A 12,500-nucleotide genomic window follows, 5' to 3' on the forward strand; every position below is an offset into this window, starting at 1 on the left:
TTGGCCGTGCCATCGTTGGCCTTGTAGGTGAAGGCGTCGGTGCCATTGAAGTTGGTGGCTGGCGTGTAGGTGTAGCTGCCATCGGTGTTGAGCACCAGGGTACCGTGGCTGGGGCCGGCGACCAGGGCGGCGCTCAGGGCCTCGTTGTCGGCATCGGTGTCATTGGCCAGCACGGTGCTGCCGTTGAGCACGCCGTCTTCGTTGACCGAGGCACTGTCGTTCACGGCCATGGGCACGTCGTTGATGGCGTTGACGGTGATGGTGACGGTGGCCAGGGCGGAGTTGGCCGTGCCATCGTTGGCCTTGTAGGTGAAGGCGTCGGTGCCATTGAAGTTGGTGGCTGGCGTGTAGGTGTAGCTGCCATCGGTGTTGAGCACCAGGGTACCGTGGCTGGGGCCGGCGACCAGGGTGGCGCTCAGGGCCTCGTTGTCGGCATCGGTGTCATTGGCCAGCACGGTGCTGCCGTTGAGCACGCCGTCTTCGTTGACCGAGGCACTGTCGTTCACGGCCACGGGCGCGTCGTTGATGGCGTTGACGGTGATGGTGACGGTGGCCAAGTTGGAGTTGGCCGTGCCATCGTTGGCCTTGTAGGTGAAGGCGTCGGTGCCGTTGAAGTTGGTGGCCGGCGTGTAGGTGTAGCTGCCATCGGTGTTGAGCACCAGGGTGCCGTGGCTGGGGCCGGCGACCAGGGTGGCGGTCAGGGCGTCGTTGTCGGCATCGCTGTCATTGGCCAGCACGGTGCTGCCGTTGAGCACGCCGTCTTCGTTGACCGAGGCGCTGTCGTCCACGGCCACAGGCGCGTCGCTGAGTGGGTTGACGGTGATGGTGACGGTGACCGCCACCGAGTCAGCCGTGCCATCGTTGGCCACGTAGGTGAACGAGTCGCTGCCGCTGAAATTCGCATTGGGCGTGTAGGTGTAGCTGCCATCGGTGTTGAAGGCCAGGGTGCCGTTGGCCGCGCTTTGTAGCAGCGTGGCGGTCAAGGCGTCATTGTCGGCGTCGGTGTCATTGGCCAACACGGTGCTGCCATTGAGCACGTCGTCTTCGTTGACCGAAGCGCTGTCATCCACAGCCGCAGGCACATCGTTGACCGCCACCAAGCTGATCGTGACCGAGGACTGCGCGCTCAGGTTGCCGCCCACGCCGCTGTGGCCCAGGTCATTGATGATCATCGTGAGGGTGTCGGTGGCCGGTGGCGTGTCGCTGTCCGCGCGGTAGACGAGGGTGCTGTCGCCCAGGCCATCCAGCAAGGCGTTGACCTGGTCAACGGTGCCGGACAGGATGGCGCTGTGCGTGCCCGAGTTGGTCACGGTCACGCCGGTTGCGCCTGGGTCCACCGTGATCAGGCCTTCCACCGCCGTCAGCCTGACCTGGACGTTGCCTGTGGCGGCGTCCACGTCGCCCACCCGCAGGCCGGTGTTGTGCAGCGCCAGGTTGGTTTGCTCCGTGGCCACGTAGGTGCTTTGGCCGATGATGGCCGTGGGCGCGTCGTTGACAGCGGCCACGTTGATGGTGGCGGTGCTGCTGACGGTCAGAGGCGGGGCGGTGCCGGTGTTCACACCGTCGATGGTGGTCATGTCCAGGGTGTCGGCGCCCACGTAATTGGCATCGGACAGGTAAACCAGGCCCGACGCATCGGCCAGGGTGGCATTGATGGCGCTGACGTTGCCGGTCAGGGTGACCAGGCGGCGCTCGGCATCGTATTGGATGCCGCTGGCGGTCAAGCCGGCGCTCACGTCATCACGCACGCTCAAGCTGCCATGCTGAACCTGGAGCGTGACGGTGATGGGCGATCCGCCCGCATCAGGGTCGGTGATGCTCAGGCCGGTCAAGGCGCTGGCGGTGTCTTCGGTGGTGGCCAGGCTGGCGGGCAGGGTGTTGACCGGGCGCGTGTAAGGCTGGACCTCGATGGTCAGCGTCTGGGTGCTGGTCAACTGCCCGTCGGTGGCGCTGACCTGCACCTCATAGCGGTTGATGCCGCCTGCGTCGCCAGGGGCCTGCGTGTCGGGCGGTGTGATGAAGCCAAGTGCACCGGTCTGCGCATCGATGCTGAACAGGGCGCTGTCAGGGCCACCGACAATGCCATAGGTGAGTTGCGAGCTGTCCGTCTGGTCGTCCGTGGCCTGCACGGTGGTGACCTCGGTGTGGAACTCGTTGATCAACACGGTGGCGTTGCCGGGGCCCCCATTGCTGGTGATGACCGGGGCCAAGTTGGACGCCTGCACGGCGATGTTCAAGGTCTGCTCATCCAAGGCGCCATGGCCATCCACCACGCGCACGGTCACCTGGTAGACGTTGTCCAGGTCGGCGTCTTGCGGAGTCTGATGGTTCACGGGCGTTGCGAACTTCAGCTCGCCCGTGCCGCCATCGATGGTGAACAGCGCGCTGTCCGCCCCGCCAATGATCGAGTAGACCAGGGTCTCGGGGACATCCGGGTCGGTGGCCTTGACGGTCGCGGCCACGGGATTGTTGTCGAGCACGAACAGGTTGGCCATGCTGCCCCCGCCGCCACTCACGATCACCGGGGCCTCGTTGACGTTGAGCACCGTCACCGTCAAGGTCTGGTTGTCGCGCAAGGTGCCATCGCTGGCCGACACGGTGACCACGTAGCTGCCGTTCTTGTCGCTGTCTTGCAGGTTCTCGTGGTCAGGCGCGCTGACAAAGCGCAAGGCGCCGGTGTGGCTGTCGATGGTGAAGCGCGCGGCATCGGCACCGCCAGTGATGCTGTAGGTGAGGGCGGCGTAGGGATCGATGTCGTGGGCCGCCACGGTGGTCACGGCCGTGGTGTTCTCGTTGACCGAGATGCTGGCCGTGGCGCCGCCGCCATGGCTGTCGATGATGGGGGCCGCGTCCAGGGTCAGCGCCAGGCTGTCGATGTGACCGGACGAAATGCCAATGCTGCTGCCTTCCACCAAGGTGGTCGCGGTAGCAACGGCGGTGTTGCTGCCGGTGGGACGCACGATGTTCAGGCGGACGACGTCACTGGCCGAGACACTGGCGTAGTTGTTGGCCACCTGCGTGTCGGTCTGCGCGAGGCTGACCAGCAAAGTGCCGGCGGACAAGGTGGTGTCGCCCATCGGTGTGGTGCCGGTGATCACCTCCAGGCCGGTGATGGAGCTGTCCAGGTTGATGTCGTCTCCCTCAAGCAGTTTGGTCACCGCCAGGTCGCCCACCTTGTAGTACAGGATGTCGTTGGCGCTGGTGTTGCCATTGCCGTACGAGAACAAGAAGGTGCCGGCCGTCAAGGTGATGCCATTGATGGAGCCGATAGTGACGGGGCTTTCCACCAGGGCCAGGCCCCGGACACTGGCCCCGCTGCCCAGGCCCAGCCCGCTCAGCAAGCTGTTGCTGACGGTGAACACCTTGGTGAAGGTGCCCGATGAGTAGTCGCCGGCCACGGTGGGCGTGAACAGCACGACATCGCTGCGGGTCACCGACAAGGTGTTGACGCTGCTCAGCGTGGTGGTACTGGGTACCGAGAACAGCACATCGCCCCGGTGCACCGTCAAGCTGCCCGACAACACCACATCGCGCGAGACCCAGGCGATGTCGTCCAGGCCCGTGGCGCCAAACGCCGACAGGTCGAAAACGTGCGAGAACGTGCCGTCGGTGCTGCCCGTGCCGTAGTGAAGATTGGGGTTCTCCAGGGCCAGCACTTCGGTGCTGGTGGTCGAGTTGACGCCCGCCCAGCCGGCCGAGTTGGCCTGGTTGGAGCCCAACCACAAGGTGTTGGTGGTGTTGCCGGCAATGTGGTTCTGGAAGGTCCATGAGAACGCCGGTGTGAGCGAACTGCCGGTGTTGGTGGAGGCCAGCACCGGCGAGCTTTGCCACGCGCTGCCGCTCCAGTCCGAGAACGACAGGCGGCCTGAGGTGGTCTGCATGCCCATCATGATGTTGTCGGAGGTGGGGTCGCTGTTCAAGCGCTGCGCGCCCACCACGCCGCCCGCGCTGGGCCCGGTTTGCGTGGCCGACCAGACCCCCGTGCTGCCAAGGGTCCGGTAGCTGACGGTGTTGGCGGTGGTGCTGCCGTAGACCGCAAGCAGGTCACCGCTCTTGCTTTCATAGGCCACGCCCACGGTGGGGGCGTTGGTGGTGGTGTTCTGGATGGCCACGGCCGTGCGGTTGCCCCAGCTGGACGAGCCGCCTTCATTCCACACCGAAAACGACGTGAAGCTTTGCGTGGCCGAGCTGCTGATCAGCCCCATGGCGATGCGGTTGCTGGTGGGGTCCGAGGCCAGGGTCAGCCAACGTGGCGAGGCCGCTTCCAGGTAGTTGCCGGCGGCGGCTTCAGAGCCCCACACGTTGCCATCGAAGACGCGGAAATAGACATTGGCGTCGGCGGCCTTGGCGTACGCGACCATGGCGTGCCCGCTTTGGGCCTCGAACGCCACGGCGATGGCGGTTTGGTCCGCGGCCGAGGTGCCCGTCGTGTCCAAGGTGATCGCATGGCCCCAGCTGCTGCCGTTCCAGACCATGGCGTGGTCGTCGGCGTTGGCATCGCTGATGATCAGGGCCATGCCGTCGCCGCCGGGTTGCGACACCAGCTGCATGTGCTGCGGCGCCGCGCCGGTGTAGCCCGCGATGGTGCTGGGCGTGGTCCAGGTGCTGCCGTTGTAGACGCTGTAGTTCAGGTTGCTGCCGTCGTTCCAGACCAGCATGGCGTCGCCACTGGTCTGTTCGTAGGCCACGCCAAAGCCCTGCCGATCAGTCGGGGTGCCGCTGCCCAGCGTCAAGGGGATCAGGGTGGCGGTGCCGCCCTTGATCACTTCGCCGGTGATGGTGCCGTTGGTGTCCACCCCCACGGCGATGACCTCGTCGCGGGTGGAGGCCGAGGCCGAGGTCACCACGGTCCATTGGCCAGCGTTGGCGGTGGCCGCACCGTTGCTGTAATTGGCACCGTCGTACTGACTGAGCCGGGGTGAGGTGGCGCCCGAGTCGGCCCAGACCACGTTGGCCTTGCCAATGGGCACGGCGGCGGCGAGCACGCCATTGAACGCTGTCTGCGCCTGGGCGCTGGGGGCCAGCATGGCCTCGATGTGGCCGCTTTGTACTTCAAGTTGCCAGTCACCGCCTTGCAGGGCGGCGCCGGTGAGGTCATCGCTGGCGGCCACATCAGCACCGGTGAGGGCGGCCAGGCCTTGCACCAGGGCTTGGCCACCGGCTTGCGCACCCACGTCGCAACCATAGATCAACAGGTCGGCGTCTTGGGTCAAGGCCTGTCCCCACGAGGCGACGTCGTGCGCGCGCGTGGCCAGGGTCGAGTCGTCCAGCACCGTGTTGCCCAGCTGCGCCGAGCCGCTGTCGCCGTGCGAGATCAGGTGCACGGCCGACACGCCCTGCCGGTCGGCCAGGGTCTGCGTGATGCGGGCGATGCCATCTTCATCGGCCGCGATCGTCACGACCTCGATGGCGCGGCCGGCTTGGGCCTGCGCATTCAGGTCGGCCAAGAGCACGGCCTGGTCGGGCACGCGGGCATCGACGAAGACCAGTTCGGTCCCCGGCGTGGCTTGCCGCACATCGCTGGCCGTGGTGTCGATCAGGCGCTGCTGACTTGTGTCCGCGGCCGTGACAGCGCTGCCCATGAAGGCGGCTGGCGCGAAGTCGGCGGCGTACAGCAAGCGCGGCTCCATCGCTTCGGCGATGGGCCTTTGAACGGGTGAGGGTGGCAGTGAACGCATGCCGGGCCTGTTCGGTGCGCGGCCGGCTCAGCGAGCGTCGGCCAGCGCGATGCTGAATCTCAGGCTGATCGGCTGACTGGCCTTGTTCACGGCGAACGACAGGCCGCGGGACGGCACGGGCTGCACCGGCACGCGGGCCAAGGCCAGTGACATCTTCAGCCAGGTCGACGCGGGGGCGGTGGCCATGGGCAGGTGCACCGGCAAGGTGGGGTGGGCCACGGCCTGGGGCCGCGTTGGCGCGGGCGGTGCCGGGGCGACGCTGGGCGCAGGCCGCGCGGGCGGAGTGCCATTGGCCGCCACGGGCCAGTCGGCTTTGCACCGCAGGCCGGCGGGCAGGCGATGGTCGGGGTTGGGCAGGCTCAGGCGCACGCGGAAGGTGTTGCTGGCGGCGTCCACGACTTTGTCGACGTATTCCACCTTGGCGCTGACCACGCCGACGCCCGGCAAGTCCGGGTGGATCGACAGGCGATCCCCCAGGTTGACCTGGCCGTATTGGGTGATGGGTACCATCAGGGACACGCGCAGCGGATCGATGTTGGCCACGCGCAGCACGGGGCGGTCTTCCACGCGCTCGCCGATGTTGCTGTAGCGCTCGACCACGATGCCGTTGATGGGGCTGCGCAAGGTGCGCAAGCCCAGTTGCGCCTGTGCCATGGCTTGTTCCTGGCCATAGATGCGCTGCTGGCTGCGCGCCAGGGTGTGCTTCTGCACGGCCACTTCCTGCTCGGCCTGGGCTTGGTCCAGCGCTTGTTGCGAGACGAAATCCTTGGCCACGAGTTGCTGGGTGCGCACCACTTTTTGCCGCGCCAGCTCCAGGTTGGCGGCGGCGGCCTTGACCTCGGCATCCATCTGCGTTCGCAGGGTGGCGGCGTTGGCGTTGGCGCGTTCCACATCCGCACGCAGCACGACCACGGACTGGCCGGCTTCCACGCGATCGCCCAGGGCGACGTTCAGCTTTTCAATGATCCCGGTGACGGCAGAGCCCACATCGGCCACCTGGTCGGGCTCGATCAGGCAACCGGCGGGCTTGGGCGGCGCGGCGTGCGCGGTCGCGCCCACGGAGCCCAGCAGCGCGCCTAGGCAGAAGGCCCACGGCTTTGCCGGGCGAGTTGGTGTTGTTGGGCCCATTGCCGGTCTTGGTCGAGCAGTTGCCGCCGCAAAGCCGCTTGCCGCCGCTCCTCCAGCCACTGGGGCAGGCGCAGGTGCCACCAGCACCATGGTGACAGGGTTGAACGGTGCACGATGGCGGATTGAATACATCGCGTTAGCTTAGTTTCAGTCGGGGTGGGAGGGTCATTCGAAATGGCGGCACAAATCCACGCTTCTGTGCTGCCTGCTTGCCCTTGCCGCGCGCAGCGCCCCGCCAGCTGCCGGTCCATGCGCCGCGACTCGTTGCGCTGGCAGTGGATGACGTGCAATCCACCCGCGGCCAAGGCCCGTTCATCCAGGCTGATGTCAGTGCCCCGGCCGGCCATGCGCGTTGCCACCGTCACCCGCCCCGCTTGCCCGGCTTGGGCCACGATGTCGGCTTCGTGCTGGTCTTGCCGTGCGTTGAGCACGGTGTGGGCAATGCCGGCCTGTTGCAGGTGTCGTGACAACTGCTCGGAGTCGTGCACCGAGTCGGTGCCGATCAGCAGGGGGCGGCCTTGGGCCTGCATCTCCTGAGCACGCTCGGCGACGGCGCGCCAGCGCTCATCGGCCGTGGCAAAGACAAGGGTGGGCCCGGCCTGCCGCTGGCTGGGCAGGCGCTCGGGCACCCTCACCACATCGACGTCATACAGGCTGCGCAATTCAGCCTGCGCTTCCATCAGCGTGCCACTCAAGCCACCCAGCCGCCAGTAGCGTTTGAAGAAGCGCTGGAAGGTGATCTGCGCCAGGGTTTCGGTGGGCGCGCTGGGGGTGCACCCTTCCTTCAATTCGATCAGGGTGTGAAGGCCTTGCGACCAGACGCGGCCCACGGCGACGCGGCCGGTGAGGGTGTCCAGCAGTTCCACCTTGCCTTCGCGGACCAGGTAGTGCTGGTCGCGCTGAAGCGCGTGCAAGGCGGTGACGGCCAGGCCCAGCAGTTCGTGGCGCAAGCGAGGGCGGCGCCAGACACCGCCCAGGGCTTCGGCAGCACCGACGATGTGTTGCTCGCCCGTTGGGGTCAGGGCAGCGCTGTGGCGGCCGGTGTCGATGGTGTAGTCGCCGTGGTTGCGCAGGCGCCGTGCCAGGTGAAGAGCTTGCCACCACACGGCGCGCCGATGCGCTTGCTGAGCAGCCTGGCCTGATTGCGCCTGCGAGATGATCAGCGGCACGCTGGCCTCGTCCAGCAGGATGCTGTCGGCCTCGTCGATCAGGGCCAGGCTCAGGCCGCGCAGCAGCGGTGGGGCGCCCTGCGGGGTGGACAGGCCATCGCGCAGGTAGTCAAAAGCGACCTCCTTGGCGGTGGCGTAGACCACGTCTTGCGCATAAACAGGGCGGCGCTGTTCAGGGGACATCGCGGGCGCGATGTGGGCGACCGTCAAGCCCAGGGCGTGGAACAGTGGGGCCAGTGTCTGGGCATCGCGTTCGGCCAGGTAATTGTTGGCGGTGACCACGTGAACGGGGATGCCTGCCAACGCAGCCATGGCCGCGGCCGCGGCCATGGCGAGGGTCTTGCCTTCGCCCGTGGCCATCTCCACCAGTTGCTGGTCCAGCATCAGGGTGGCGGCCAGCAACTGCGTGTCGTGCAGGCGCAGGCCCAGTGTGCGCTGGGTGACCTGCAGCACGTGGGCCAGTGCGAGGGCCACGGTGTCGGCGGTGAAGCCTTCACGGCGCAAACGCTGGCGGCAGGCGGGCAGGTCCAGCGTGGTCTCGGACGACAGTTGCCGCGCGCGGTTCAGCCAGGGCCTGCACAAGGCCAGACGCCAGGGGTCCGGCAACCAGGTGGGCAGCCATGGCAGCGGCAGGGTGACACGCCGGCGCGGTTCGGCGTGGTCGGGCCGTTCAGGGTAGGCGCCCCAGCGGGGTCCCGGGCGCGCCAGCAGCCCGCCGCGCGCCGGGGTGGCCATGAAACAGGCGAGCCGGGTGATCACCTCAATGGTCCGGGTTGAAGCTGGCGTCTGCGCGTTGGCGAGCCCAGCGCCACCACTGGGCCACCGGGGGCGCCCAGCCTTGGTCGAAACGCACCCAGGCGCGCTCACCCAGGCGTTCTGCCCGGGCGGCGTGGTCCAGGCGCACGTCCATCAACACGATGGGGCGCACCGTGTTCAGGTGGTGTTCGTCTTCAGGGTCGGTCTGGATGTCGCCGCCTTGTTGCTCGCTCAGGGCGGCGCTGGGCAGTTGGCGGGTGGCGCCCACGGCATCGCGCACCAAGGTGCCCGGCTCGGCGCGTTGCCCCTGGCTGCTCAGGCGCACCGACACGCCACCCAGGTGTTGGCGCAGTTGAACGGCATCGGCCTCGCGCACGGCCACGCGCACGGTGGTGGGCTGGGCGGTGAGCAAGTGGCCCAGCAGGTCGCCCCGGTGCAGATAGCGGCCGGGCAGGTCTTGTTCATTCGGCAGCACCAGGCGGCCCGCGCTCAAGGCGCGCACCTGGAGGTGGGCGATCTGTTCGTCCAGCCGGGCCACCTCGGCTTGCAGGCGTTGCAGTTCATCCTGGGCCTTGCCCGATTGGGCCGCGTCCTGGTTCATGCCCATGCCGGTGAACTGGTCCTGCTCGGCCTGGGTGATCTGCGCGGCCAGGCGCTCGCGCTGAGCCAGCAGTTTCGGGTTGCCCAGGGTGACCAGCACATCGCCCGGTTTCACGGCGTCGCCATCAGCATGGTGCACCGCCTGGATCAGGCCATCGACCTCGGTGCGCACCAGGGCCTGGTCGGGCGCCCAGACCACGCCCCGCACCACCAGGCGATCGGGCCATGGCAGCAGCATGGCCAACAGGGGTAGCAACAGCCAGGCCGCGCGCCGCAGGGCCGAGGCCCTTTGCTCACGCGGGCGCCACAGCACCGCTTGCCAAGCCATGCGGGCCCAGGACCAGGCTGGCTTGGCCAAGCCGAACAGCAGCGCCAAGGCCCCGCCCAGCCAGCCCAGCAGGCTGGACACGCTGCCGGCCCAAGCCACCAACGCACCCCACAGCAGCAATTGGTAGCCCCAGGCCAACGGGGCGTAGGCGACGAGCCAGGGCCGCTCACCGGGCGCGGGTTGGGGGCCTTGACCTTGCCCCATGTCATCGTGTTGTTGCGTCAACCAGCGCTGGCCATGGGCCTGCCACCACTGCTTGCTGCGCGGGCCCAGGTTGGGCAGGTGCAGTGCATCCGTCATCACGTGGTAGCCATCCAGCCTTTGCAAGGGGTTGGCGTTGAACAGCAGCGTGGACACGCAGGCGATGAACCACACCACGAAGCCTGCGTCATGCAACAAGCCTTCGGTGGTGCTTTGCCACAGCCACAGGCCCAGCGCGGCCATGGCCAGCTCGGCCATGATGCCGGCGGCACTGACCAGCATGCGCTGCCAGGCGTGGCGGAAGGCGTTGGCCGCCGAGGCGTCCACATAAGGCACGGGCAGAAGCATCAACAGCGTGATGCCGGCCTCGCGCACTTGTCCGCCCCAGCGCCGCACGGCCAGCGCGTGCGCGGCCTCGTGGATCGCCTTGATGGCGGGGTAGAGCAGCAGCGACAAGGCCAGGTGCCGCGGCGTGTGCATCCACGCGGTGGCGTGGGCTTGCAGTGCTGAGCCGTGCATGAACAATCCGGTCAGCAAGGCCAGCATCAGCGCACACCATGCCACCAGCCCGGGCACCGAAAACACCGCGCGGGCCAAGGGCTCAGCCCGGTCCAACCAGCGGCTGGGGTTGCCCAGCGGGATGCGCCAGGCCATCAGCGTTGAGGGGCGGCTGAGGGCTTGGTCGTTGACCTCAGGCGCCTGCGCCGGAGGGGATGAGAGCGAGGCCCGCGCGCCGAAGTCCGGCGTGCCATCGAACTCGACCAAGTGTTGCTTTTGCAGTTGCCGCAGCACGGCCACGATGTCGTCTTGCGTGGGCGCGTCGGCGTGGCTGTCCAGCAAGGGCCACAGGTCTTGCAAGGCGTGCTGGCCGTCAAAGCGCGCGGCAATGCGGTAGGCCGAGGGATTGAGCCTGCAGGCCTGGCCCGTGTCGTCATCGCGCAGCACCTGCCAACGCTGGCCGCGCACCCATTGGCCTTCCACGCTCACGCGGGGGCGTAGCTTGGGGCGCAAGGCCGCCACCCGGTGCCAGTCCGGGCTGGACAAGGGGCTGTGCGCCAACATGGGCGTCAGCCCCACCAGGACCACAGGCCCAGCCGGGCCCGTTCCAGCAGGGGGCGCACCAGCGTCCACAACCAGGGGCGCTGGCCCACCACCACTTTGGCCTGCCCCATCAGGCCGGGACGCACCTCAGGCGGCACCGTCCCAGTGAACTCGGCCTGCACCTCGAACACATTGCGGCCTTCTCGGGCCTGGGCCAGAGGCGTGATGCGCACCACGCGCAGCGCCAGCGTGTCCCAGGGCAGGGCCGACAAGGCCAGCACCCCGGTTTGACCGGGCTGAAGCTTGCCCACCTCGGTTTCGTCCACCTCGATGATCACCCGATACTGCCGCGTGCTGGCCACGGTCAGCAGGGCATCGCCTTGCCGCACGGGCGCCCCGATCGATTGGCTCAGGTCGCCCTGGATCACCACGCCATCAAAAGGCGCGCTCAGCTGTGAGCGCTGCAGTTGTTGGTCGACCAAGGCGAGTTGCGCCTGCGCCTCCTGCACCTTGGCCGGGCTCATGGCGGCGTCGGCGCGGTCTGCGCGGGTCATGGCACCGGCGTAGCTGTTCTCATGCTGGGCCATCTGGCTGGCCCATTTGTCATGCTCCAGCTTGAGGTCCTGCTCGGCCAGATCGGCGAGCACCTGGCCGGCCTTGACCCGGTCGCCTGGGTGAACATGCGTGGCTTTGATGAAGCCATCGCTGGGGGCCACCAGAACGCGCTGCTCCGCGCCCTCGATGCGGCCACGCCCGCCAATGCGGTCGGGCAAGGGGAGCAGGGCGGCCACCGCCAGCGCGAGGGCGGCCAGTGCCAGGCCGCGCCGCCGCCAGGGGTGCTCCGGGTTGGTCAGGTCGCGCCAGCGGTGCCGGCCGGCTTGACGCAAATGCCAATGCCAGGGGCGGTGGGCTCGGCGTTGCAAGGCCAGCAAAGGCGCGCACTGCGCCACGGTGGCTTCGATGAACTGCTGCAGGGCGGGTGTGAGCGGCGGCTGGCCCCGCGACCATTCCAGACACACTGCGCCAGTGGGTGTGGGGCCTGCAGGCAAAGGCACGCTCAACACCGCACAGTCCAGGCGCTGCGCCAAGGTGCGGTGCGCCAGCGTCACCCATTGGTCGTGGTCGGTCAGCACGGGCGGCCAGCTCAAGGTCATGCCCTGGTCGATGGCCTCGTCCAGCGCCGCGCCCAGTTGCGTGGGCAGCAAGGCCGCGGTGTCGGGCGCGTCGGTGCTGGTCCATTGGGCGTCGGTCACCGCATGCCCTTGGTGCCACCAGGCCAGGCAGGCGCGCCTGGCGCCCACTTGCGTGGCCAGGGTGGACAGCAGCAGCAAAGCGCCTTCTCGGGCGCTGCTGCAGGCGGCCAACTCGGCCAGCAAAACCGGGTTGACGGGGGCCAAAGGCGGGCGGGAGGACACCGTCGGCTTCCTTGTGACGAAAACAAAGCCGGATCATTCAACGTTTGGTGATCAGGCGATCACCGAAAAAGCCGTGGGCAGTGTGGCTTTACCCCCCGTTTGAATCCCCTCAATCAAGTGGTTTGGTATTTCAAGTTGAGACAAGGTGTGACAAAATTTTTCAAACGGTTCGGGGTTTGTGCCA

General features: G+C 67.7%; 5 protein-coding genes. All 5 read right to left on the reverse strand.

Annotated features, from left to right (window positions below):
- Positions 1–5,678, reverse strand: a 5,678-nt coding sequence (locus LQ232_RS00005; protein ID WP_230177080.1) for a tandem-95 repeat protein, incomplete at its 3' end; no start/stop codon positions are given.
- 27 nt (positions 5,679–5,705) lie between these two features.
- Entirely contained in the window at positions 5,706–6,737 is a 1,032-nt protein-coding gene (locus LQ232_RS00010; RefSeq protein WP_230177082.1) for an efflux RND transporter periplasmic adaptor subunit, read from the reverse strand.
- Positions 6,738–6,754: 17 nt separating this feature from the next.
- A complete protein-coding gene (locus LQ232_RS00015; RefSeq protein ID WP_230177084.1) occupies positions 6,755–8,710 on the reverse strand; it encodes a DEAD/DEAH box helicase in 1,956 nt (651 codons plus the stop codon).
- A 25-nt stretch (positions 8,711–8,735) separates the two neighbouring features.
- Positions 8,736–10,922 carry a biotin/lipoyl-binding protein gene (locus LQ232_RS00020; protein ID WP_230177086.1) on the reverse strand — a complete coding sequence of 729 codons (2,187 nt, stop codon included), beginning with the start codon at positions 10,920–10,922 and terminating at the stop codon, positions 8,736–8,738.
- Between the two features lie 5 nt (positions 10,923–10,927).
- Positions 10,928–12,316: an efflux RND transporter periplasmic adaptor subunit gene (locus LQ232_RS00025; protein WP_230177089.1), complete on the reverse strand. Its 1,389-nt coding sequence runs from the start codon at positions 12,314–12,316 to the stop codon at positions 10,928–10,930.
- Positions 12,317–12,500 lie beyond the last annotated feature (184 nt).

This window comes from Aquabacterium sp. CECT 9606, assembly GCF_918741295.1.
GTDB lineage: Bacteria > Pseudomonadota > Gammaproteobacteria > Burkholderiales > Burkholderiaceae_C > Aquabacterium.

Bases quoted from the DNA above. Each gene is read 5' to 3' on its own strand.
- LQ232_RS00020 (WP_230177086.1), bottom strand. From the start codon at position 10,922: ATGTTGGCGCACAGCCCCTTGTCCAGCCCGGACTGGCACCGGGTGGCG.
- LQ232_RS00015 (WP_230177084.1), bottom strand. From the start codon at position 8,710: ATGGCCACCCCGGCGCGCGGCGGGCTGCTGGCGCGCCCGGGACCCCGC.